The sequence below is a fragment of the Bradyrhizobium sp. OAE829 genome, from assembly GCF_040546575.1.
Classification (GTDB): Bacteria; Pseudomonadota; Alphaproteobacteria; order Rhizobiales; family Xanthobacteraceae; genus Bradyrhizobium.
This window is the reverse complement of record NZ_JBEPOE010000001.1, coordinates 3,939,412-3,960,322: the sequence shown is the minus strand read 5'-3', so window position 1 is coordinate 3,960,322 and position 20,911 is coordinate 3,939,412. Positions and strand designations below refer to the sequence as shown.

15 protein-coding genes and 1 pseudogene are annotated in these 20,911 nt (G+C 63.9%); 6 read left to right on the top strand and 10 right to left on the bottom strand.

Going from position 1 to position 20,911, the window contains the following annotated elements; all coding sequences use genetic code 11:
• Positions 1 to 195: 195 nt before the first annotated feature.
• On the bottom strand, positions 196 to 348 hold the full coding sequence (locus ABIE49_RS40070) for a hypothetical protein (protein ID WP_502916019.1): 153 nt from the start codon (positions 346 to 348) through the stop codon (positions 196 to 198).
• Between ABIE49_RS40070 and ABIE49_RS19215 the strand changes: the two are divergent.
• Positions 283 to 1,813: pseudogene (locus tag ABIE49_RS19215) on the top strand (winged helix-turn-helix domain-containing tetratricopeptide repeat protein). The gene ABIE49_RS40070 and the pseudogene ABIE49_RS19215 sit on opposite strands and share 66 nt — an antisense overlap.
• Before the next feature lie 201 nt (positions 1,814 to 2,014).
• On the opposite strand, the gene ABIE49_RS19210 reads toward ABIE49_RS19215, so the two are convergent.
• From ABIE49_RS19210 to ABIE49_RS19195, 4 genes are all read right to left on the bottom strand, one after another.
• Complete coding sequence (locus ABIE49_RS19210) at positions 2,015 to 2,794, bottom strand: calcium-binding protein (RefSeq protein WP_192735675.1); 780 nt, start codon at positions 2,792 to 2,794, stop codon at positions 2,015 to 2,017.
• 950 nt (positions 2,795 to 3,744) lie between these two features.
• A complete protein-coding gene (locus tag ABIE49_RS19205; protein WP_192735674.1) occupies positions 3,745 to 4,011 on the bottom strand; it encodes a hypothetical protein in 267 nt (88 codons plus the stop codon).
• Between the two features lie 315 nt (positions 4,012 to 4,326).
• The gene (locus ABIE49_RS19200) at positions 4,327 to 6,768 is read right to left on the bottom strand and encodes a cache domain-containing protein (RefSeq protein WP_192735673.1); all 2,442 of its coding nucleotides are present in this window, start codon (positions 6,766 to 6,768) and stop codon (positions 4,327 to 4,329) included.
• A 248-nt stretch (positions 6,769 to 7,016) separates the two neighbouring features.
• Positions 7,017 to 9,167: an AsmA family protein gene (locus ABIE49_RS19195; protein ID WP_192735672.1), complete on the bottom strand. Its 2,151-nt coding sequence runs from the start codon at positions 9,165 to 9,167 to the stop codon at positions 7,017 to 7,019.
• 218 nt (positions 9,168 to 9,385) lie between these two features.
• Here ABIE49_RS19195 and ABIE49_RS19190 point away from each other — a divergent pair, with 218 nt between their 5' ends.
• Positions 9,386 to 10,060: a Crp/Fnr family transcriptional regulator gene (locus ABIE49_RS19190; protein ID WP_192735671.1), complete on the top strand. Its 675-nt coding sequence runs from the start codon at positions 9,386 to 9,388 to the stop codon at positions 10,058 to 10,060.
• 7 nt (positions 10,061 to 10,067) lie between these two features.
• On the opposite strand, the gene ABIE49_RS19185 is transcribed toward ABIE49_RS19190, so the two are convergent.
• From ABIE49_RS19185 to ABIE49_RS19170, 4 genes are all read right to left on the bottom strand, one after another.
• Positions 10,068 to 13,235 (bottom strand): efflux RND transporter permease subunit, encoded by a 3,168-nt coding sequence (locus ABIE49_RS19185; RefSeq protein ID WP_192735670.1) that lies wholly within the window; start codon positions 13,233 to 13,235, stop codon positions 10,068 to 10,070.
• Positions 13,235 to 14,164 (bottom strand): efflux RND transporter periplasmic adaptor subunit, encoded by a 930-nt coding sequence (locus ABIE49_RS19180; RefSeq protein WP_192735669.1) that lies wholly within the window; start codon positions 14,162 to 14,164, stop codon positions 13,235 to 13,237. The genes ABIE49_RS19185 and ABIE49_RS19180 overlap by 1 nt, the downstream gene beginning before the upstream one ends.
• A 157-nt stretch (positions 14,165 to 14,321) precedes the next feature.
• The gene (locus tag ABIE49_RS19175; protein ID WP_192735668.1) at positions 14,322 to 14,999 is read right to left on the bottom strand and encodes an OmpA family protein; all 678 of its coding nucleotides are present in this window, start codon (positions 14,997 to 14,999) and stop codon (positions 14,322 to 14,324) included.
• A gap of 136 nt (positions 15,000 to 15,135) precedes the next feature.
• Positions 15,136 to 16,668 (bottom strand): caspase family protein, encoded by a 1,533-nt coding sequence (locus ABIE49_RS19170; RefSeq protein WP_192735667.1) that lies wholly within the window; start codon positions 16,666 to 16,668, stop codon positions 15,136 to 15,138.
• A 411-nt stretch (positions 16,669 to 17,079) separates the two neighbouring features.
• On the opposite strand from ABIE49_RS19170, the gene ABIE49_RS19165 reads away from it, so the two are divergent.
• Positions 17,080 to 17,886, top strand: coding sequence for an N-acyl homoserine lactonase family protein (locus ABIE49_RS19165; RefSeq protein ID WP_192735666.1), 807 nt, complete (start codon positions 17,080 to 17,082; stop codon positions 17,884 to 17,886).
• Between the two features lie 9 nt (positions 17,887 to 17,895).
• Positions 17,896 to 18,240, top strand: coding sequence for a RidA family protein (locus ABIE49_RS19160; protein WP_192735665.1), 345 nt, complete (start codon positions 17,896 to 17,898; stop codon positions 18,238 to 18,240).
• 53 nt (positions 18,241 to 18,293) lie between these two features.
• Here the strand turns inward: ABIE49_RS19160 and ABIE49_RS19155 are convergent, their stop codons facing one another.
• Entirely contained in the window at positions 18,294 to 18,743 is a 450-nt protein-coding gene (locus ABIE49_RS19155) for a MarR family winged helix-turn-helix transcriptional regulator (RefSeq protein WP_354067543.1), read from the bottom strand.
• 245 nt (positions 18,744 to 18,988) lie between these two features.
• Here ABIE49_RS19155 and ABIE49_RS19150 point away from each other — a divergent pair, with 245 nt between their 5' ends.
• Together ABIE49_RS19150 and ABIE49_RS19145 are read left to right on the top strand one after the other, a co-directional pair.
• Positions 18,989 to 20,614: an FAD-dependent oxidoreductase gene (locus tag ABIE49_RS19150; RefSeq protein ID WP_192735663.1), complete on the top strand. Its 1,626-nt coding sequence runs from the start codon at positions 18,989 to 18,991 to the stop codon at positions 20,612 to 20,614.
• Positions 20,611 to 20,844: a DUF2783 domain-containing protein gene (locus ABIE49_RS19145; protein ID WP_192735662.1), complete on the top strand. Its 234-nt coding sequence runs from the start codon at positions 20,611 to 20,613 to the stop codon at positions 20,842 to 20,844. The genes ABIE49_RS19150 and ABIE49_RS19145 overlap by 4 nt, the downstream gene beginning before the upstream one ends.
• Positions 20,845 to 20,911 lie beyond the last annotated feature (67 nt).

The window sequence follows — 20,911 nt, the reverse complement described above, 5'->3', positions numbered from 1 at the left end:
AGACTCTGAGACGGGGCTGATTTTGCCTTGAGGCCACCCTGATTTTTCTGTGAGGCGGGAATCTGTGAGGTAAAACACGTCATGGCTGACTTGAGCGCGCTAATTGAGCGCCCCCGCCAGCAAAACCCGGCAAAACCGGGCGACAAGCGGGTCCGATCAACCGGTCACGGGGATCCTCGCGTGCAGTTTCACTTTTCAAACCATGTGCTCGACAGCGCCGTCCGCGAATTGACCCGCGATGGCCAAATTGTCGCAGTCGAGCCGCAGGTGTTCGATCTCCTGATGTACCTGGTCGAGCACCGCGACCACGTCGTTACCAAGGACGATCTGATCGAGAGCATCTGGCACGGCCGCATCGTCTCCGAATCCACGTTGACCAGCCGCATCAACGCCGCGCGCACCGCCATCGGCGACAGCGGCAAGGACCAGGCGCTGATCCGCACCATCGCGCGCAAGGGTTTTCGTTTTGTCGGGGATGTCAGCAGCGGTGCACTTGCACCGCGACCCGCGCTCAGCGGCGCCCTTTGCGCCGCAAAGCGCGAACCCTGTCGCCGTCGCCGCGCCTCAACCAGCGCCGTCGCAGCCGACCCGCTTAGCCGAACCCGCCCACATCTCCCAGCCTACGCTCGACCGCCCCGCCATCGCGGTGCTGCCGTTCACAAACATCTCCGGCGAGCCCGAGCAGGAATATTTTTCCGAAGGCATTTCGGAGGACATCATCACCGCGCTGTCAAAGCTGCGCTGGTTCTATGTCATCGCCCGCAACTCCTCTTTCGTTTACCGCGGCCGTCAGGTGCATCTGAAGCAGATCGGCGAGGAGCTCGGCGTCGACTATGTCGTCGAGGGCTCGGTGCGCAAGGATGGCGACCATGTGCGCATCACCGCGCAGCTCAACGATGTCGTCACCGGCAGTCATTTGTGGGCCGAGCGCTACGACCGCAATCTCGCCGACGTGTTCGCGGTGCAGGACGAGATCACGCAGGCCGTGGTCGCCGCGATCGAGCCGCAGCTCTATGCCGCCGAGAATTTCCGAAGCCAGCGCAAGACGCCCGACAATATGGACGCCTGGGATCTCGTGATGCGCGCGCTGTCGCATTACTGGCGGGTGACGCGGTCGGACAATCTGGTGGCGCAGGCGCTGCTGGAAAAAGCCATCGCGGTCGATCCCGGCTACGGCCAGGCGCTCAGCCTGCTCGCGGCCTGCCATATGTTTGCGGCCCATATGGGTTGGGAGGACATGCCGACGGCGGTGCGGGCGGCGGAACGCGCCGCCTTGGCGGCGATCCGCGCCGACAGTGAGGATGCGTGGGCGCATTATGCGCTGGCGAGCGTCTATCTGTTCAACCGCCGCTTTGACGATTGCATTGCCGAGTTCGAGCTGGCGCTGCGGCTCAATCCGAATTTTTCGCCGGCGCGCGGCATCTATGGCGTGGCGCTGTCCTATCGCGGGCGCTGGGAGGACGGTGACGCCGCCGCCCGGCAGGCGCTGCGCTTTTCCCCGCGCGATCCCTTTGCCGGCATCTATTGCGGCGTCGCCGCCTATTGCCAGTATGTCGGCCGCAACTACGAGGAGGCGATCCGCCTCTCCCGCGAATCCCTGCGCCAGCGCCCCGATTTCGTCGGCGCCCACCGCGTGCTGACGGCCTCGCTGGGCATGTCCGGCTTCACCCAGGCGGCGGCTGCCGCGCTGGAAGGCCTGCGGAACGTGCAGCCCAACATCTCGCTGGCGTGGCTATCCACCGAGATGCCGTATGAGCACGAGGTGGAGAGGGAGCATTATCTGGAGGGGTTTAGAAGGGCGGGGCTGGGGTAGGGGTGGCTAACGGCGGGGGTCACGCCGCTTTCGTCAAAGGCCGCGCGCGCTCAATACGTTTGCGTTCACGCGGTGAGTGCATCGCTTCCTATAGATCGCTTCGCCGCTGCACATTGGACGCGCAAGCATAGACCGCCAGCCCGTAAAAGCTGGCGGTCCATGCATCCTCACTCCGCACTCACCGCACCGAACGATCTCACCTCACAGAATAAAGTCCGCCGTCGTGAACTGGTGGCTGTTGGTCGAGATGATCTCCATGTCGGTCGCGCCGCCGTTGATGTTGAAGAACACGTGCTGGCCGTCGTCGTGGGTCTCGAACCAGAACTTGCCGGCCTGGGTGGTCGCGCCGCTGGACGAGAACGTGAAGGTGCTGTTGCCGTTGGCGGAATTGCCGTCGGCGTCCATGAAGGACACGTCGATCTTGTCGCCCACCTGGAAGTCGGTGATACGGTCCGCGGCGCCGACCGCGCTCTCGTTCTCGGCGCCCAGGCCGACGAAGTAGACGAAATTGTCGTTGCCCGTGCCGCCCGACATCACGTCGGCCTTGCCGCCGCCGTAGAGCGTGTCTTCGCCACTGCCGCCGAACATCGTGTCGATGCCGTGCAGGTTGGACGCGACAGCGTCATTGTCGCCGACCAGATAGTCGTTGTCGCTGCCGCCGCTGATGCGGTCCGCGCCGGCGCCGCCGAAGATGTGGTCCTCGCCCGACTGGCCGTTCAGGTTGTCGTCGCCTGCGCCGCCGTCGATCGTGTCGTCGCCGGAGCCGCCGAACACCTTGTCGGCGGAGTTGCCGTCCAGGATGATGGTGTCGTTGCCGCCCTGGCCGTTGACGTTCTTGGCGGCGGTGCCCGTCAGCTGGAAGTGAAAGTTGTTGCCGCTGCCGAGATTCAGAAAACCGTCGCGCGCGTCGTCCTGGGTCAGTTCGGATTGTTGTTCGGCGTAATCCAGCTTGTTGAAAGGCTTCCAAGGATAGATCGGCATGGTCGTGTTCCCTCTGTGTCGGCCGCCCGGAATGGGCTTGCCTGTGACGGAGAACATCGCAGGGAAGGCCGGCCGGCGCTGTTCCCTGGGGAACAGGCGGCGCATGGGGCGGTTCGCGGTGCGCAATGATGTTCAAGCTCGCGCGACACGCATGGTCGGCTCCCTCCCCCCTTGCGGGGGAGGGTTGGGGAGAGGGGTGGCCACAAGCGAGACTGCCCGTGAGAACCCCTCTCCCTGACCCTCTCCCGCAAGGGGAGAGGAACGGAAAGCGCGCGGCAAATTGGCGCGACGGGCAAATCACTTCCGATTTACGGAAATCGTGTCAAGTAGAAAATTTCTGTAAATCAAAAACATTTCTGTTGTCGGGCGACCCAAATCAGTGCGCATCTATCGCCATCCCGTCCCACTCAGAGGGCGTCGGCCGTCGTCACGGACGTTGGACGGGTTGCGGTGGACGCTGGTTTACGCCGAGACGATGGCGTGGATAAGCGTACGGCAAAACCGTGTGGTCCTGGCGCCCGTTGCTGGCGTCAAGCCGTCGGCTAAGCGTGAGCTGAACCGGCGGTGACGGAGTCAATTAGGAACTCGTCTCCGGGGAGATCACGGCATAAGCCGTAAAGCCATTGCGCAGGGAAGGCCGGATGCTCTCCGCTGAACCTGTATGCTCGTGTGCAGCCTTTTCTGTGCTAACCGCACACGGGACCGCGGGTGCAGCGCGCACCCGGTCTTCCCTGCGCCCTCTACATTCGGGGGCAAGGTTTTCTGGCAAAGCTCGGGCGCAATGCGTCGCGAGAATGCGGCCCCATATTCAGTTGTCATCGCCCGGCTTGACCGGGCGACCCAGTATTCCAGAGACGTCAATGATAGACCCGAGAAGCCGCGGCGTACTGGATCCCCGCCTTCGCGGGGATGACAGCCCGTTTCATAACGTCTGCCGTGCCGCGGATCGCCTAGTGGCAGGTGGTGGCCATCACGGGGTGGCCCGGATTGGTGGTCCGATCGACGTACTTATGGCAATGCAGCTTGAGATTGGATTTGATCGTCGGCAGCTGCGGCTGAACGCGGGGCGGCGTCGGCATCGGGCGGTTGATCACGGTTTTCGAGCCGGCGAAGTTGGAATTGCCGATCATCCCGGCCTGCGCGACCGAGGCGGTGGCAAGGCTGGCTGCGGCGGCGGCAAGGGTGATGACGGATACATAGGTGGCGCGGGAAAGCATCGGGAAGCTCCTGGTGTTTGGGGACTGTCCAGGCCGCGACCTCGAATGCGAACTGACCGCCGTTTGTCGCATCCAGCGGGAAACGGGTTCTATGCGATGCGGATAAGGGATGGTGTTTTTTGTGCGTGTCAGTTTGGGAATCGGGCCGGTGTCGCACAGGCAGTCTGCTCCCTCCCCCCTTGCGGGGGAGGGTGGGGGAGAGGGGTGGCGGCATCGGGACTGCCCGTGTGGCTCACCCCTCTCCCTAACCCTCCCCCGCAAGGGGGGAGGGAACGCAGCATTTGCTGCGCGGCGCTATCGGACTCAACCGCCCAATTACGACTTCTTCTGCCTTCGCGCCGCAGACGCCGCGTCCACCACGTTATCCACCTCTTCCCGCCAGCTCGTAATCTCCGCCGCAAGAATCGGATGGTTAAAACCCTTCAAATTGAGATCATCAATCGGCCGGCCCTCGACCCATTGCTCGACCATGCCGTAGACGCGCCTGGACACCACGATCTGGTTGGCCTTGGCCTCGTCGCACAGGCGCGAGGCGAGGTTGGTGACGCTGCCGATCGCGGCGTATTCCAGCCGCTGCTCGAAGCCGATCTGGCCGAGCGTGGCGTAGCCGAGCGCAATGCCGATGCCGAAGCCGAGATTGTGGCCGCGGTTGCGCCACTTCTCGGTCAGCGCGCCTACCGTGTCGCGCATTTCCACGCTCATCTTCACCGCGCGCTTGACATGGTCCTCGAACTGGATCGGCGCGTTGAACAGGATCATCACGCCGTCGCCGGCATAGCGGTCGAGCGTGCCTTCGTACTTGAAAATCAGCGCGCCCAATGCTGCATGATACTCGCGCAGCACGTTCATCGCCTCTTCCGGCTCGGTGGTCTCGGTGAACGAAGTAAAGCCGCGCATGTCGCAGAACACGACGGTGACTTCGCGGCGGTGGCTGTCGAGCAGGCCTTCGTGGCCGTCGCCGGAGGCGATCAGCTGCGCCACCTGCGGCGCCAGGAAACGCTCGAGGCGGCGGATGCGTTCGATCTCGCCGAGCTGGGTTTCGACCCGCTCCTCCAGCGACTTGTTCCAGTCCTTGAGCTGGTCGGTCTGCTCCAGCAGCTTGTCGGCCTGCTCGCGCACCGTGGAGTTCGCCATCTCCAGTTCGCGGCTCTTGTGGTCGACTTCCGAGAATAGCCGCGCGTTGCGCATTGCGAGCACGCTCTGGTGCGCAAAGGTTTTCATCAGGCCGATCAGATTGTCGGAAAATTCGCCGGCGTTTTGCCGCAGCACCACCAGCGATCCCAGGATGCCCTGCTGGTCGACCAGCGGCACCACCAGCACCGAATGAAAACCGGCCTCGACCACGACGTCGCGCAGCGGATGATCCGCCGTCGCATCGATATCGGGGATCGCAATCGGCTCGCCCCGCGCGGCGGCTTCGCCGAGCGGCGAATTGTCGGCCTCGATCGCCAGGTGCTTGCCTTCGGCCGCCTTGTCGATGCCGATCGATTCAGTGAGGTTGAATTTGCGGTTCGCCGCGTCATAGGTGTAAATCAGCACCGCATCGGCATGGGTGATTTCGAGCGCGCGGGCGGCTACCGTCGGCAGCACCGCGTTGAGGTCGAGCGACGACGACACCGCGCGGCCGACCTCTTCCAGCACTTTGAGCTCGTTGATCGACTGCGCGAGATCCCGCGTCCGCTCCTTCACCTTGGCCTCGAGGCCGGAATAGGTTTCCGCCAACTGGCTCGCCATGCCGTTGAACTGGTCGGCGAGTTCTTCCAGCTCGTCCGATGTCTTCACCTCGATGCGGTGGCTGAAATCGCCGCCGCCGAGGCGGTGCGCGCCGGCGCGCAGCGCGTTGATCGGCACCAGCATCCGCCGCGCCATCACGGTGCCGGCGATGATCGCGGTCACGAGGCCCATCGCGATCAGAAGCGCGATGCGCAACAGTTGCTCACGGATCGGCGTCAGCGCCTGCGCCGTCGGCTGCTCGAAGAACACGAACCAGCCGATCCGCGGCACCGCGCTCACCGTCGTCAGTACGTCGTTGCCGGCAATGTCCGTGCCCTCCGACAGCAGCGAGCCCTTGATGGCGGCGACCTGCGGCAGGCTTGAGACGTCCTTGCCGATTTCGGGGCCCTTCGACGAACTCGCCAGCACCTGGCCCTTGCTGTCGACGATATAGGCAAAGCCTGTCCTGCCGACCTCGGTATCGCCGAAGAAATCCTGCAGGAAGGTAAGATTGATTTCGGCGACGGTGACCTGGGAATCCGAATGCGGCAACGAGATCGAGGTGAACGGCCGCCCGTCCCGGAAATAGGGCGTCGCAAAGCTGGTGCCGCGGGAAGCGGACTCGGTGAAGCGCAGGTCGCGGGAGAAATCGGCGTTGCTGCCGTAGTGGACCGTCTGGCGCGTGAGGCGGAGCTGCTCGCGGCCCTGGGCCGAGAGCAGCGTCAGCTGGCTCACATAGGGTACCTGGGTGAGCAACTGCGCATAGTCGGCGCGGCGGTCCTCGATCTTGTAGGAAGAGGTCCGCGTCACCCAGTTGATCTGCCGTTCGAGGTCCGACATCGATTGCTGGATGCGCTTGGCGGTGGCTTCGGCCTTCTCCGACATGCCGTCGGTCAGCGAAGACTTGATGCCGCGATAGCTGATCCAGATTTCCATCGCGCCGTTGACGGCGAGCACGAACACGACAAGGCCGACCAGCGCGACGACGTATTTCGCGAACAGGCCCTCACGCAGAAACCGGACTTTCTCCTTGACGGCGCTCACATCCACAACCCTCGAGCGCCACGCATCTTGCGCGCGCATCGGTTTTGCCGTTGGCGGCATTCCCCGGCCGGGAGCCGCCGCGGTTGGGCCTGTTTAGCACGATTTGGGGGGCCGAGCAGGTGGCCTATCCCACACATGGTTAGCCCCGACTTTGGGCGGATAACCGGGATTCTCGTCATGCCCGGGCATGGGCGAGCGGAAGCGACGCCGTCCCTCGGCCGCCTATGCCCGGTCATGGCGGACAAAACTCAGCGATTAAACAGCTGCCGCAAGACGTCGTTCATCGGCTGGCTGTCAGCCTGCGGAGCACCGTCATTTTGCGCCATCGGGGCGGCGGGCGCCGCGGGCTCGGCATCAGCGGGCTGCTGGCCCGGAATCGGAATGCTGCGCGGGCTGTTCGGCCGCGGCGCGGCTTGGCCGGCACTCCCTTGAGCGGGTCTGCCCTGACCGCCTTGACCGCTATTCAGACCCTGCTGCAGCAGATTGCCGATGGCCTCGCCCAGCTGGCCGCCGAGCGGATCGTTAGGCCTGCCGCCGCCTTGGCCACCCTGTCCCCCCGGCTGGCCGCCGCCGAGCAGTCCACCCAGAATCCCCTCAAGCCCGCTGCCTTGCTGGCCACCCGGTCCGCCCGGTTGTCCACCCGGGACACCCTGTTGTCCGCCGAGCAGGCCGCCGAGGGCGGAGCCGAGGCCGCCGCCATTGGGGCCGAACAGGCCCTTGCCCATTTCCTTGAGCTTGGCATAGGCGGCGTCGGGATTATCCAGAATGCCCTGCATGTCCGGATAGATTTTCGGCGCGCCCCACGGCCCCTCGATCATCACGGGAATACCGAACCCGACCGGCTCGTTGGCGCGGCCCTGGCCTTCGGTGGTCATCACGAGCTTTGGTTCGACGCGGAACCCGATCTGCTTGGTGTCGAGCGCAATGGTGCCGACGCCCGTCATCCGCACCAGCGGGCCGATCAGATTGAGATCGGTAGTGACGGCCTGCCCCTTGTCGATCTTGAACGACGCCGAAAGCTGCGACAGATCCGTCTTCAACTCCTGCCCCTCCTGCCAGCCGGACAGGGTGCCGGAGGTAAGTGAGCGGATCATCTGGGCGACGTTGAGGCCCTTGATGGCGCCGTCCTGGAACACAACGAACGCGGTGCCTTGCAAGCCCGCCATGATCGCGCGCTGGCTGTTGCCGGTGGAACGCACGCTGATCTTGGTTTGCATCTTGCCGTCGAGCTTGTCGAAATCGGCCAGACTCTTCAGCAGCGGCAGCGCGCGCACGCCGGTGAGGTCGGCGCGCAGCGCAAACGAAGGATTGGCGGTCGAGGCATCGATGGTGAGATCGCCATTGGTGTTGCCGTCATAGGCGCCGAGATTACTAACTTGCGTCTTCAGCACGCCGCTGTTGAGCGTGACGTCGATCGCCGCCGGCGCGAAACGCGCGTCGCCGATATTGAGCGCCGCCGCGGAGATCCGCGCCTGGGCGTCGACATAGTTGAGGCCATTGAGATTGATCGTCGCATTGCTCCAGGGCTGCGCTGCCGAACCGCTGTCACCACGGCCCATCGCGACATCGAGCCGTTGGAAATCGAGATCGAGCTTCACCAGCGGCTTGCTTGCGGTATCGACCGAGGCCCAGCCATTGAACGCGCCGTCGCCGAGCGTGCCGGTCAGGCCGTTGATCATCACCACCGGGCCGTTGAGCCGGACTTCCGCCTTGCCCGACAGCTGCCCGTGCAGGATGCCGGGCGCGTCGATCTTGAATTCGGTCGGGATGTTCTGCCGTTCGAGCGGCGGTGCCGGAGCCACCGCCTTGATGTCGAATTTCAGCGCGTGCTCGCCGGCGCGCGCATTGCCGGTCGCCCGGATCTTGCGGTCGGCATCGATCGTCATGTCGGCGTTGATGGTCTCGATCCTGTTCTCGACGCGGTCGCGCAGATTGGAAAACACGATCGTGCCGCCGGTGACGCTGACATGCTCGACCGTAAAGGCCTCGCCCTTGATCGCGGCGGCCGGCTTCGACGGCGGATTGATATCCTTGATGCGTTCGCGCTGCAGCGGCAGGTTCAACACCGGACGAACGATGACAAGTTCGGTCACCTGCGGTTTGCCGGACCACAGGCTCGCCAGTGTCACGTCTGCCTGGATGCTGACCGCGGTGAGGCGGTGGTTGATGTCGCGATCTTTCGGATCCTGAAGCGCAACGTCGTTCAGCGTGATGTTGAGCGACGGCCAGAGCCCGACCCTGGTTCCGCCGTTGATGGTGAGCTTGTAGCCGGTCTCGCGCTCGACCCGTTCCTGGATCTGCGACGTCATGAAGCCGGACGGGATGCCGATCACGAGCAGCAGCCCGATGATGACGATCACGGCGCCAATGGCGGCCCCGGCGAATTTCAATGCTCTCATTTCGACTTTCCAGGCCGGGCAAACGGCTTCGGTTTCGGCCGCGCCCGATGGGGCACAGCCGGACAAGCGAGCTTATCCCGGAAGGGGACATCGCTCAAAGAAGCCAAAATTATTCCAAGCCTGCTGCAATGCTATGTGACTTATGACACACTTCGGTCGGGGTGAATCTTGCTAGGGCCTTTGGGGACGGTTTTGGGATCGAACTGGAAGGCAAACCAATGAGCAAACAGGCCGAATTTGCGGTCATTTTGAAGATGAACCCGATGTTCGCGGACCTTGGCGCCGACGAGCTGCAGCGAATCTCTGGACTCTGCCACACCCAGCAATTGGGGCTCGGCGAGATGCTGTTCCAGAAGGGGGACCCCGGCGACGCCCTTTACGGGGTCCGCCGCGGCCAGATCCGGATCGAGACCGGTGCCTCCGACGGCAGCCGCCTGACCCTGAACTTCATGGGTTCGGGCGATCTCTTCGGCGAAGTCGCCGTGCTCGACGGCCAAAGCCGCACCGCGGACGCCACCGCTGGCGAGGCGACGGAACTGTTCGTGCTCCGGCGTGAGGATTTCCTAGCGTTCCTCGAACGTGAGCCGAAAGTCGCCATCAAGATCATCACGCTGCTGTGCCAGCGCATCCGCTGGCAGAGCGAGCGGATGGAAGAATCCATGCTACAGCCGCTGCCGGTGCGGCTGGCGCGAAGGCTGGTGGCGCTGGCTGCCGATTTCGGATCGGAAGTGCATATTTCGCAGGAGCAGCTCGGCGTGTTCGTCGGCGCTGCGCGCGAAAGCGTCAACCGTCAACTGCAGGCCTGGCGCAAGGACGGCATCCTGGATCTGCAGCGCGGACGCATCCTGCTGCAGAACCTGAACAAGCTGACGACGGTGGCGCGCAACGAGTAGCCAAGCCTCACTTCGCTGCGGGCGACATCGCCGGCGGGACCGGCGGCGGCCCCTTGGCCGGGGGCGGTGCGGTGTGATGGCCGCCCGGCGGAACATCGTCGCTCTCGGCTTCCGAGGCCAACAGCAGCTTGCCGTAGCGCCAGATCAGCGCGCCGAGATCGTCCATCATCATGAACATCGCCGGCACGAACACCAGCGACAGCACTGTCGAGAACAGCAGGCCGCCGATCACGGCAAGCGCCATCGGCGAACGGAATTCGCCGCCGGCGCCGAATGCCAGCGCTGACGGCATCATGCCGGCCGCCATCGCGATGGTGGTCATGATGATGGGGCGGGCGCGCTTGATGCCGGCGTCGATGATCGCAAAATCCCGCTTGTTGCCTTCGCGGATCGACTCGACTGCGAACTCCACCAGCATGATGGCGTTCTTGGTGACGATGCCCATCAGCATCAGGATGCCGATCCACACCGGCGTGGTCAGCTGCTTGCCGGTCAGCAGCAAGGCTGCGATCGCGCCGCCGATCGAAAGCGGCAGCGAGAACAGGATGGTGATCGGCTGCAGGAAGGTGCCGAACAACAGCACCAGCACGGCGTAGACCATCATCAGGCCGGCGGTGATGGCGGTGGCAAAGCCGTCCGACAGTTCGGCCAGGCTTTCGGCGTCACCCGACGGGCTTACCTTGACGCCCTTGGGCAGGCTCTTCATCACGGGCAGGTCGTAGATCATCTTGGTCGCGTCGCCCAGCGCCGCGGTGCCGACGAGGTCGGCTGCGACGGTGGCCTGCCGTTCCCGGTCGTAACGGTTGATGCTGGTCGGGCCCTGGTCGAGCTGGATGTCGGCGACGACAGACAGCGGCACGCCGCCGCGCTCGCCGCGCTGGCCGAGCGGCACCCGCAATTGCTGCAGCATCTGCAGGTCGCCGCGCGCGCTGTCCTCGAGCTGGACGCGGATCGGCACCTGGCGGTCGCCGGCGTCGAACTTGGCGAGCGCCGGGCCGACGTCGCCGATGGTGGCGACACGGATGGTTTGCGACAGGCTTTCAGTGGAGACGCCAAGCCGTGCGGCCAGTTCGGCCCTCGGGCGAATCCGAAGCTCCGGCCGGTCGAGCGAGGTTTCCGAGATCACGTTGGCGATGATCGGAATTCGCTTCATCTGGGTCGCGAGTTCGTTGGCGACGTTGCCGACGATGTTGCTGTCGATGCCGGTCACGACGAGCGAAATCGCACGCAGGCCGTTTTCATCGAGGAACCAGAACCGGATGTCAGGGACGTTTTCCAGTTCCTTGCTGATATCGAGCTCGAGCAGGCGCTGGGTGTGCTTGCTGTCGCGATCTTTCTTCGGCGTGTAGTTGATGATCAGCGCGGCGCGCCGCACTTCCTGCGTTCCCGGCGGCACCCGGCCGCCATCGACGAAGATGCTCTTGATCTCCGGGCGCTTGCGCAGGCGCTGGACGATTTCCTCCGTCACCTTCTCGGTGTAGGCGAGTTGCGAGCCTGGCGGCAGTTCCATCGCCAGCAGCGAGCGTGCGGTGTCCTGCGCCGGCAGGAAGCCCTGCGGCAGCAGCGTGATGCTCCAGATCGAGGCGGCGAATATCGCAAGTCCGGCCAGCACGGTGATGAAGTAGTGTTTCACCGACCATGTCACGAGCCTGGTGTAAGCCTTCAGCAAGCGCCCGGGCGGCGGGTCCTCATGCGGGTGATCCTTGAGGAAGTAGGCCGCCAGCACCGGCGTGACGAAGCGCGCCGCCAGTAGCGAGAAGAACACCTGCACCGACACGGTGATGCCGAATTGCTTGAAGAACTGCCCGGCGATCCCGGACATGAAGCTCGCCGGCGCAAAGATCGCGATGATGGTCAGCGAGATCGCGATCACGGCGAGGCCGATTTCGTCGGCGGCTTCCAGCGCCGCGCGGTAGGGCGTCTTGCCCATGCGCATGTGGCGGACGATGTTTTCGATTTCGACGATGGCGTCGTCGACCAGAATACCGGTCGACAGCGTGATGGCGAGGAAGCTGACGAGGTTGAGCGAGAAGCCGAGCAGATCCATCACCCAGAACGCCGGGAAGATCGACAGCGGCAGCGAGATCGCGGCGATGATCGTGGCGCGGATGTCGCGCAGGAACAGCAGCACGACGACGACGGCGAGAATAGCGCCCTCGAACAGGGTCGAGATCGCCGCCTCGTAATTGCCCTTGGTGAAATCGACCGAGGTGTCGATCATCTTCAGGTCGACGTCGGGATAGGCCGCCTTCAGCGCATCGATGCGTTTTTGCACGGCGGCGGCGACCACCACGTCGCTGGCGCCCTTCGAGCGCTTGATGCCGAGGGCGACCACCGGCTCGCCGTTGAAGCGGGCAAAGGTCCGGCGATCGGCGATGGTGTCGGTGACGGTGCCGAGGTCGTCGAGCCGCACCTCGCCGCCGCCGAACAGCGGGATCATGGTGCCGGCGAGTTCGTTCAGCGTCTTGGCGCCGGCCAGGGTGCGGATCGCCTGGTCGTTGTTGCCTATACCGGCGCGGCCGCCGGCGAGGTCGACATTGGTGCCGCGCAGGATCTGGCTGACATTGACGGCGGTCAGCCCCGAGGCCTGCAACCGGTCGGGATCGAGCGAGACCAGAATCTCGCGCTCGACACCGCCGATGCGCTCGACCTGGGCGACGCCGCGGACACCCTGCAGCGCGCGTTTGACGACGTCGTCGACGAAATAGGAGAGCTGCTCCGGCGTCTTGCCCGGAGAGATCGCGGCATAGGTGACGATCGGCAGGCCGATCACGTCGACGCGCTGGATCAGCGGCTCGGTGACGTTTTGCGGCAGGCTGGCGCGAACGCGGGTGACGGCGTCCTTGATGTCGTTCAGCGCGCGGTCGGTGTTGGTTTCGAGCGCGAACTGGATCGTGGTCAGCGACAGGCCGTCGGTGATCGACGACGAAATGTGCCGCACGCCCTCGACGCCGGATACGCCGTCCTCGATCGTCTTGGTGACCTGAGATTCAAGCTCCGAGGGCGCCGCGCCGAACTGCGAGACCGCCACCGAGATCACGGGGATGTCGGCGCTCGGCAGCCGCGTGACTGCGAGCTTGGTGAAGCTGACCCATCCCAGCACCAGAAGGATGATCGAAAAGACGATGGACGGAAGCGGGTTCCGGATCGACCATGCCGAGATGTTCAAAGCCATTATCTTGTCCGCGTGCGCTCGAGTTCGTCGGCAAACATGGTCTTGATCTGGTCACCGTCATGCAGCGAGGTGCCAGCATCGGCCACGACGGTTTCACCGACGGCGAGGCCTTCAAGAATTTCGGTAGAGGTGTCCGACGTCAGGCCGACCCGGACTTTTCGCGTCTCGATCCTGTTGTTCTCCTTGACCACCTGCAGGGTCAGGCGGTCGATGGCGGTACGCGGAACCGCGACACCACAGCTGCGCTTGGCGTCGATATTGGCGCGGGCGAACATGCCGACCTTGAGCGAGGGATTGTTGTTCAGCGAAATCCTGACCTTGCCGAGCTGGGTGGCGCGGTCGATCTGCGGCGAGATTTGCCGGATCTTGCCGACCAGATCAGGCGCGTCGTCGCGGCTGATCCGCACCGTGGCGCCCGGATTGAGCTTGAGCAGATGGACGCTCGGCACTTCGGCCTCCAGCTCGATCTCGTTGTTGACCGAAATCCGGAACATCGGTCCGGCCTGCGGCGAGGCCGGCGCGCCGACGGCGGTCCTGACTTCGGTAACGAGGCCTGGGCCAGGCGTGCGCAGCGATATCGGTCCGCTCCGGCCACCGCCCGGCGCTCCCGGCTGCTGCGGCGGCGCGGTCAGGCGTGCCAATTCCTGATTGTCCGTCACCATGTCGCCTTCGCGGACGAAGACATCGGTGACCCTGGAGCCTTCCTGATCGACGCCGACCTGCGCTTCGCGGCGCGGCACGATAAATCCGGTGACCCGCACCATGTCGGAGAAGCAGGCATTGGTGGATTTGGTCACGATCACCAGCGCCTGGCTGGGCGTATCCTTGGGCTCGGGACGGGAGCGGTGCTCGAACCAGTAGTAGAAGCCACCCACAACAACAACGAACGCTACTCCGAGCGCAGGTTTGAGGTATTCGGAGAGTTTCATCGCCGGATCAGTCCAGACTGGAAGTCAAATGAAGCGGGGTGCATCCGGTTCACCAAAAAATCACAATGAACCCAAAACAAAATGCGTCCCGCAAGGGTGCTGCGGGACGCATTGTAGCCGGAAAATCTAGGTCAACGCCACGCCCTACTTGAACAGGCTATTTGGACGCAGTGGCCTTGTTCTCCATGTTCACAACCTGCACGCGGCGATTGGCTTCGGCCATCGGCTGGTTCGCGTCCTTCAGCTTGCTCTTGCCGTAACCGACGGTCACCAGATCGGTGCCGTTGATGCCGTATTTGTCGACCAGATAGCGCTTGATCGCGTCGGCGCGCCGCTCGGAAAGGTCCTGGTTGTAGCCTTCGCCGCCGGCTGCGTCGGTATGACCGGCGACCACGAAGGTCGAGCCTTTCAGGTCGGAACTGGACAATGCGCGGCCGAGCGCCTGAACCGATGCCAGCGATCTCGGGCTGATATCGGCCGAGTTGTAGTCGAAGTTGATTTCCAGATCGATCTTCGGCTTGTCCTTGACGATCGCGGCGATCTCTTCACGCTCGGTGAACGTCAGCGACCGCGTCGAGCGGCCGCGGATCTTCTGGACGAATTGCCCTTCGGCGGCGGCTGCGGCCTGGTCAACCTGCTGCGGACCAACCGACAGGCCGCGGGTCAGCGGCTTCTTTTCCGGCGCCAGCGCGCGGAGAATCTGATCCTCGGTCACGTTCTTGTCCTTGGCCTTCTCCTCGGCAACAGCACCCGTCATGCCAAAGCAGAGGGCGGCGCCGAGCGTCGCGATCGAAAGGATTCCGGTCAGGGTCTTTGTTCCAGAGCTCTGTGACATTACCAGTCCCTCCTGCGCGTGGTTCCAAAACGTGATTCAAATGAGCTGCCGGACCAATCCGGTCGCGGCCTATTACGGTTAGTCTAGCCGCCCGCCTGCCGGTTCGAGGGGGCCGCCGCTTAGCGTCAAATAATCGTCACTGTACCCCGTAGTCGGCGAATTCCTTAACGATATTCGGATCCATCGCCTTGGCGTTGCTGATATCCAGATCGCCTTCCGGGATCGAGCCGTTGCGCTTCTTGGCAATGCCCCTTCCGTACAGCGAAGAGGTCAATCTCGGGTTGATCTTCAGCGCGGCGTCGAAGTCAGCAATTGCATTCTTGGTCTGCCCGCTCTTGAGGTTGACGAGGCCGCGGCTGTCCAGCGCATCGACGAAATTCGGCCGCAGCCGCAGCGCCTCGTTGCAATCCTTCAGCGCGGCCTGCAGGTCGCCGATGACCGTGCGGGCCCAGCAGCGGTTGTTGTAGGCTTCCACATCCTTCGGGTTGAGCCGCAGCGAATTGTTGAAGTCCTTGATCGCGAGTTCGTAGGCGCCCTTGCTGGCATAGACCTGGCCCCGACGATACAGCGCGGCTCCATCGTCGGGGTTGTCATTGAGCCTGGCGGTGAGGCTCTTGATGGTCGGATCATCGGCGAGCGCCGCGATCGCCGTGTTGCCCTCGGGCGGCTTGGCTGGCGGTGCGGGTGGCGGAACCGTGACTTCGATCTGTTTTGGCGGCGGCGGTACTACGGTCGGCGGCGGTGCGGTCGGCGGCGGTGCAGGCGTCGCAATGGCCACCTGGGCGGGCGGAGGTGACGGAGCGGGCGTCGGTGTTGGCGTGGGTGGAGCCGGAGGAGCGATGGCGACCGGAGGCGGAGAGGGGGTGACAACCGGAGGCGGGGCCGGCGGCGGGCTCGAAGGCTTCGGTCCTGCGCCACCACCCGGGATGAAGGAGAAATCCTCGGCCAGCGACGACGAAATCCACGGCACCTGTTCCTGGCGCGAGGCGCGGGTGACGCCGACCCGGGTGCGATTCAAAGTTTCCTCGGCCATCAAATCGGGGGTGCGGATTTCCTTGAGCAGTTCCCGCACGAACAGGCTCCGATCGCTGCCATTATCCGAAATGACCGACGAAAGGGCGGCCGAGTACATCACCAGAGAGCCGTTCGGCGCAATGACCGGCGCAAGTCCGGCGGAAAAACTGCGGAACCGGCGCTCGAACGGATTGCGCCTGGAGGCGTCGACCAGGGCGATCTTGACGCCGGCGCCGCGGCTGTTGATCTCGCCCAGCACCATTTCGAGGCTGAAGCCGTCGCGGCGCACGTCGGCCTCGGCCCAGATCTGCGCGTCGACCGGGATCATGTAGCTCTGGCGGTTCGCCTGGATGCCGAAACCCGAGAAGAAGATCAGGGCGACCGAGCCGGGCTTGATCTTCCCGTACAGGCGCTCGAAGGCCCGGCGCATGCCGTCGCCGGTGAGGTTTTCGCCGATATCGACGTTGAAGCCATCGCGCTTGAGTTCTTCGGCGACGTCGCGCGCGTCGTTGATCGGCTCTTTCAGCGGCGCTTCGGCGTCCGGATATTTCGAATTGCCAATCACCAGCGCAAAACGCTCGCCGGCCCCGAACGACGGGGCGATCGACGCCACGGAAAAAATCAATGTGAGCAGCAATGCAAGGCGGATTTTCATTCTCACCGCAGTCCAGCCAAAAAAGCGCCGATCCCAGCTTGCGCCGCGGCGACCATACTCCACGCAAACCGCATTATCAAACGAGCCCCGCAGGCCGTCAACCACTTGCGAAGGCGACGTTAATTGCGACAATTCACCGCGATGAACCCTTGGGGATTCCTTGGGGATTGAAGGGGAATAAATCCCGTTCGTCGTGAAATTGCGGTGCGTGATCATCCGGTGGTTGCGTAAGCCCTCCCGGAGCCAGCCATGCCCCTGGTGCCGGTCAGCCACCGGCGGTGTAACCGGTTTCACATTGGGTGTGCCGCCCTGTTATGGGTGGTCATTCGCACGGCCGGTTTGACCTTTGCGGATGACGATGGCTTGTTGTGGACGTCGGCCAAAACTCAAACCTCAAGAAAAGTGACACCGATGGGAAATGCCTACGAAATCTACGCACTGCGCTATGCGACGATGTCGCCGCGCACCCCTCATCTGAACTTCCTGATACCGGATCCGCACGACACCACCGCGCAGGACCTCGACTACTTCGTCTGGCTGATCCGCGGCCACGGCCGCGAGATCCTGGTCGATACCGGTTTTAACGCCGAGGAAGCCAAGGCGCGGTCGCGCAAGCTCAACCTCAATCCGGTCGATGCGCTGGAAGCGTTCGGCGTCAAGGCGTCAAGCATCAAGGACGTCGTCGTCACCCATCTGCACTACGATCACGCCGGCAATCTCGACCGCTTCCCCGGCGCCCGGTTCCATCTGCAGGATCGCGAGATGAGCTACGCGACCGGGCGCTGCATGTGCAACGGCCTGATCCGGCATCCATTCTCCGTCGAACACGTCACGCTGATGGTGCGCCATGTCTATGGCGAGCGCGTCACGTTCCATAATGGCGATGGCGAGATCGCGCCCGGCGTCACCGTGCATCGCGTCGGCGGCCATTCCGATGGTTTGCAGGTGGTGCGGGTCGAGACCGCGCGCGGGCCGGTGGTGCTGGCCTCGGACGCCGCGCATTACTACGCCAACCTGCAGAAGCGCAGCCCGTTTCCGATCGTCTACAATGTTGGCGACATGGTGCAGGGCTGGGAGATCGTTGAAAAGCTGGCCGGCCACCCCGATCGTTTCATTCCCGGCCATGATCCGATCGTGAGCGAAATCTATCCGCGCGCCAGCGACAAGGTCGATGCGTTTGCCTTGCACCTTGCGCCGTCGCGATCATTCGTGAAGTAGGATCAAGCCATGATCGACCGTTTTCCCGGCCTCACGCCAACCCGCAGCCGCGCCGTCGTTCACGATGATCTGGTGCTCACCGTCGCGGTCGCGCCCGATCCTGTAACGCCCTCGATGTACGAGCAGAGCGTCAAGGCGCTCGCCCGCATCGACGAGAGCCTTGCCCTGTGCGGCTCGAACAAGAGCAAGATCCTGTCGGCGATCGTCTACATCTCCGACATGAAGCGCAAAAGCGAGATGAACCGCGCCTGGGATGAATGGGTCGACACCAGTAACCCGCCGATGCGCGCCTGCCTCGGCGTCGAGCTCGAGCCGCCGCATATCGTGGAAATCGTGGTGACGGCGGTGAAGTGACGCCATCGGCGTCATTCCGGGGCGCGCAAAGCGAGAACCCGGAATCTCGAGAACTAATACGCTTCCTTCGCGTCGGCCTCCGCGCTGGTCTGCACGAGGTCGAGGCTTGCCTCGATCTTGCCGAGCAGCGCGGCCAGCGCCTTTCGCTCCGGCGCGGAGAGGCACGACAAAATCTCCTGTTCCCGGCGCAGCAGGCGCGGGATCAGCTCCTCGTACAGCGCCTTGCCTTTCCCGGTCATGCGCAGCCGGAATTCGCGGCGGTCCTCTTCGTTTTCGACGCGCTCGATCATCTGCCGTTTCATCAGCGTGGTGACCGCGCGGCTGATGGTCGATTTATGGGTGCGGGTGCAATGGGCGATGTATTGCGCGCTGCAGGGCTCAACGCGGAAACCCAGCGTCGCCAGTACGCGCCATTCCGGAATGTCGAGCCCGTACCGCGCCTGATATTCGGCCGAGAGCGCCGAGGAGACTTCCGCCGCCAGCCGGTTCAGCCGGAACGGCACGAACTTGAAGAGGTCGAGACGTCCGCCGTTTTTTGCGACCTTTGATGGCGTTCCGTCCTTATCGCCGTCTTTGCGCGCGTCGCTGTCGGGCGCGGATCGGGATCGGGCGCTGTTCTCGCTGGACGACGCGTTGGCCAAAATCGCTCCAATTTCAGTTGACGCCGGGGGCGCCAGCGGGTTTAAGATAGTTGCAGATGCGACTAATTTAGCAAGTCCGCGCACCCTTGGCCAGAGTAAACCTTCCAATGGTCCAGACCAAAACCCAATTCGGCTACCGCAGGCACCCCGACCAGAATCGGGCGGGTGCTGATGTGGCCGAACATCCCGTCGTGGTGGTCGGCGCCGGGCCGGTCGGGTTGTCGCTGGCGATCGATCTGGCGCAGCGTGGCCAGTCCGTGGTGCTGCTCGACGATGCCGACCGGATCGGCGAGGGTTCGCGCGCGATCTGCTTTTCCAAGCGCTCGCTGGAATTCTGGGATCGGCTCGGCGTCGGTCAGCGCATGGTCGACAAGGGCGTGGTCTGGAGCGTCGGCAAGATCTTTCACGGCGCCTCGCAGCTCTACCAGTTCAACCTGTTGCCGGAGGAAGGCCACAAGCGGCCCGCCTTTATCAACCTGCAGCAGTTCTATGCCGAGGCCTATCTGGTCGATCGGGTCCAGGAGCTTTCTGGCATCGACCTGCGCTGGCGCAACAAGGTGACCGGCCTCGAACAGCGCAACGACCATGTGCTGCTGACGATCGAAACGCCTGACGGACCGTACCGGCTGCATGCCGGCTTCGTCGTCGCTTGCGACGGCGCCCGCTCGTCGTTGCGGCAGATGGTGGGTGCAGAATTCGCCGGGCAAGTGTTCGAAGATCAATTCCTGATCGCCGACGTCAAGATGACAGCGGCGTTCCCGACCGAGCGCTGGTTCTGGTTCGATCCGCCGTTCCACGCCGGACGCTCCGCGCTGTTGCACAAGCAGCCGGACGACATCTGGCGCATTGACCTGCAGCTGCATCCTGATGCGGATCCTGTCGTCGAGAAGCGCCCGGAGAATGTACGGCCGCGGATCGCGCGCATGCTCGGCCACGACAAATTCGATTTCGAATGGATCTCGCTGTACAAGTTCCAGTGCCGCCGGATGGAGAAGTTCTTGCACGGCCGCGTGATCTTTGCCGGCGATGCCGCGCACCAGGTCTCGCCGTTCGGCGCCCGCGGCGCCAATTCAGGCCTCGAAGACGCCGAGAACATCGCCTGGAAACTCGATCGCGTCTTGCGCGGGTCGTCGCCGGAAGCGCTGCTCCAGAGTTACCACACCGAACGCAGCGCCGCGGCAGACGAGAACATCCGCGAGTCCACGCGCTCGACCGATTTCATGGCGCCGGTGTCGCAGCAGGAGGCGCGGCTGCGCAAGGCGGTGCTGTCGCTGGCCAGGGAAACCGAATTCGGCAAGCGCATGGTCAATGGCGGACGGCTGTCGGTGCCTTCCACCTATGACACGCCGCTGTCGACCGCCGATCACGATGCGTGGCGCGGCGGCCCGCGACCCGGCGCGTCGATGCCGGATGCGCCGATTGCGGCAGCGAGCGGCCAGCCGATGTTTCTGACCGAGGCCTTCGTCGGCAGGGGCGCGCAATTCACATTGCTGGAATTTGGCAACGGTGCCGCGATCGATGCGCCCGAAGGCGTGGAAACAATTCGTATCGGCGGCGGCGACGGACTTGCCGACACCAGGGGCCTTGCGGGTACGCGCTACGACGCCGAGCCCGGCACCACCTATCTGCTGCGGCCCGACGGCTATGTCGCCGCGCGCTTCCGGCATCCGACCCGGCCGGCGCTGGATGCGGCGTTGGCGCGCGCGGCGGGTCTCAATCGAGGACTGTCATGACGCTGTCCACCAGTTCGAATTTCGCAAAGCCCGACGACGCCTTCCGCGCCATCGTCGAGGCGCATCGCGGACTGAGCGAGGCGCAGAGCGCCGACCTCGACGCCGCGCTGGTTCTGGTGCTCGCCAACCATATCGGCGACATCGCGGTGCTGAACGAAGCTATCGCGCTCGCCAAGCGGCGGATGCTCGACGCCAGCCAGCAGCAACAGCAGCAACAGCAGCAACAATAGAATTATGAACATGTGTCATTGCGAGCGCAGCGAAGCAATCCATCGAGCACCAAAGCAAGTGTGGATT

Excerpts from the sequence above, each read along its gene's own strand:
- ABIE49_RS19165 (WP_192735666.1), top strand. The coding sequence starts at position 17,080 with ATGGGAAATGCCTACGAAATCTACGCACTGCGCTATGCGACGATGTCG.
- ABIE49_RS19175 (WP_192735668.1), bottom strand. The coding sequence starts at position 14,999 with ATGTCACAGAGCTCTGGAACAAAGACCCTGACCGGAATCCTTTCGATC.
- ABIE49_RS19210 (WP_192735675.1), bottom strand. The coding sequence starts at position 2,794 with ATGCCGATCTATCCTTGGAAGCCTTTCAACAAGCTGGATTACGCCGAA.
- ABIE49_RS19180 (WP_192735669.1), bottom strand. The coding sequence starts at position 14,164 with ATGAAACTCTCCGAATACCTCAAACCTGCGCTCGGAGTAGCGTTCGTT.
- ABIE49_RS19185 (WP_192735670.1), bottom strand. The coding sequence starts at position 13,235 with ATGGCTTTGAACATCTCGGCATGGTCGATCCGGAACCCGCTTCCGTCC.
- ABIE49_RS19160 (WP_192735665.1), top strand. The coding sequence starts at position 17,896 with ATGATCGACCGTTTTCCCGGCCTCACGCCAACCCGCAGCCGCGCCGTC.
- ABIE49_RS19190 (WP_192735671.1), top strand. The coding sequence starts at position 9,386 with ATGAGCAAACAGGCCGAATTTGCGGTCATTTTGAAGATGAACCCGATG.
- ABIE49_RS19145 (WP_192735662.1), top strand. The coding sequence starts at position 20,611 with ATGACGCTGTCCACCAGTTCGAATTTCGCAAAGCCCGACGACGCCTTC.
- ABIE49_RS19170 (WP_192735667.1), bottom strand. The coding sequence starts at position 16,668 with ATGAAAATCCGCCTTGCATTGCTGCTCACATTGATTTTTTCCGTGGCG.
- ABIE49_RS19150 (WP_192735663.1), top strand. The coding sequence starts at position 18,989 with ATGGTCCAGACCAAAACCCAATTCGGCTACCGCAGGCACCCCGACCAG.
- ABIE49_RS19195 (WP_192735672.1), bottom strand. The coding sequence starts at position 9,167 with ATGAGAGCATTGAAATTCGCCGGGGCCGCCATTGGCGCCGTGATCGTC.
- ABIE49_RS19205 (WP_192735674.1), bottom strand. The coding sequence starts at position 4,011 with ATGCTTTCCCGCGCCACCTATGTATCCGTCATCACCCTTGCCGCCGCC.